This is a genomic window from Streptomyces flavofungini (genome assembly GCF_041028215.1).
Taxonomy (GTDB): domain Bacteria; phylum Actinomycetota; class Actinomycetes; order Streptomycetales; family Streptomycetaceae; genus Streptomyces; species Streptomyces flavofungini_B.
The window spans coordinates 1-1,896 of the sequence record NZ_JASKYR010001171.1 but is presented as its reverse complement, the minus strand read 5'-3'; the positions used below and the strand labels follow the sequence as shown (position 1 = coordinate 1,896).

General features: G+C 73.7%; 1 protein-coding gene and 1 pseudogene. Both read right to left on the bottom strand.

The features are described from left to right. Positions 1-426 precede the first annotated feature (426 nt). Positions 427-1,227, bottom strand: coding sequence for a TIGR03936 family radical SAM-associated protein (locus AB8Z36_RS39465; RefSeq protein WP_369218178.1), 801 nt, complete (start codon positions 1,225-1,227; stop codon positions 427-429). 133 nt (positions 1,228-1,360) lie between these two features. Further along, positions 1,361-1,896: pseudogene (locus AB8Z36_RS39460) on the bottom strand (hypothetical protein); the annotation flags it as partial.

Here is a 1,896-nt window from a genome sequence, read left to right as displayed (position 1 = left end):
GCGTACGGAACCGGCGAGACAAGACACAGAGAGCTCCCGTGCGGCGCCCACGCCCCCGGATGACGGCCCCGCGCACTGAGCGCGAGCCGTGGACATCACCGGACCAGGCGCGGCGCCTGCGGCGCGGCGGCAGGGTGTMGCTGGGGGTGTCGTTCTGCGAGCCCTCGGTGGGGTCGTTCGGCTCAAGCATGCGGGCGGTTCTCCCGTCACGCTCCCGGGCGCCGCGCCTGGTCCGGTGATGTCCACGGCTCGCGCTCAGTGCGCGGGGCCGTCATCCGGGGGCGTGGGCGCCGCACGGGAGCTCTCTGTGTCTTGTCTCGCCGGTTCCGTACGCCCACTTGCGGACGGCCTGGCGAAAGTCTCGGTCAGTGCGCTGCCCGACCCAGGTGGCTCCCGGATACGAGGGCGGCGCTTTGACGCACGTCCTTAACGGGGGCCTTCCGTCGCAGGCGCCTTCGCGGCGGCAGATACGGCGGCCGCGGTGGTCGCGGCCGGTACTGCCTCGCGGTCGGGCGCGAGCGGGTCGGTCACCGTGCCGGTCTCTTCATCGAAAAGCCCCTGCGCCAGCCTGGTCACCGCTGCGGGGACCGGCGGCGCCAGGTCGGCCACAGCTCGGAGACCGGACAGGACGTCGTCAGGTCGTACGGCAGGTGTTACGTGCCGAACAACCAGCCGCAGTATCGCACAGGGCTTGTCTCTCGGCCTATCGGTGTCGTGCGTGATCGCCTCGTCGTCGGCGATCGTCTCCAGGCTCACGACCGCTTCGCGCGCGTCGAAGGTGCGCATGCCGTTCTTCGTGCGGCGCTGCACCTCGACCGTCTCCGCCGCCCGGAACCGCTCGGCGGCGCGGGCCGCGTCGGCCCTCTCCACACCGGCCAGGCGCAGCTCCCAGACGGAGGCGGTCAGGCGGTCGGCGAGGCCCGAGGTGCGGGACTCGACGGCGTCGACGATATCGAGCCCGGCGGGCATCGACTCGTCGAGGAGCGCGCGGAGCTTCGCCGGGTCGCGCGGCGCGGTGAGCGCGATCTCCAGGTACTCGGCCTCGCTGCCCGTGCCGGTGGGTGCGGCGTTGGCGTACGACACCTTCGGGTGCGGGGTGAATCCCGCCGAGTACGCCATGGGCACCTCGGCGCGGCGCAGCGCGCGCTCGAAGGCGCGCTGGAAGTCACGGTGGCTGGTGAACCGGAGGCGGCCGCGCTTGGTGTAGCGCAGGCGGATGCGCTGCACCGCGGGTGCGGGCGGCGGGCCTTCGGGCTGTCGCTTGCCCAGGGGAACTTCTCCTTGTGTGCGGTCCGGGAAAGACCCCCGCCTGAGCGGGGAGCGGTCTGCATGACGCCCGGCCGGTGGCATCCGGCCGGGATCATCCCCGCACAGGCGGGGAAACCGCGTTCCCGGGGTTCTTCTCTAGATTACGCAACTCCGGCGTGTCGAGTTCCCGCCGGGCCGCCGGTACGGGGGCCGGTTCCGGCGGTCTCGGCGCCCCGAGGAGCATGCGGCGTACGTCGGCCCCGGCCTGTCGCATGCTCGCGCGGGCCGCAGTGAGGGCCTGGCGGGTCGCGCCGCGCACCTCCTTGACCACCTTGGCGGCGGGGCGCCAGACCGCGGCGCGGACCAGATGGCCGACCGGGGTCAGGACGGAGCGGTAGGCCCAGCGCACCGGCTCCACGAAGATCCAGCGCAGGAGCCTGGCGAGGAAGCGGCCCACGGCGAGCGAGAGGTGCCCGGCGATGCGCCACGCGTGGCCGAGCGCGGCGCCGACCTCGCGGGCGACGACGGCGAGCGCGCGTCCGACGGGCGCGAGGACCCAGCGCCAGAGGGCGACGGCGGGTACGACGAAGATCCACCGGCAGAGGGCCGCGACGACCGCCCACACCCCGCGCCCCAGCCACGCCACAC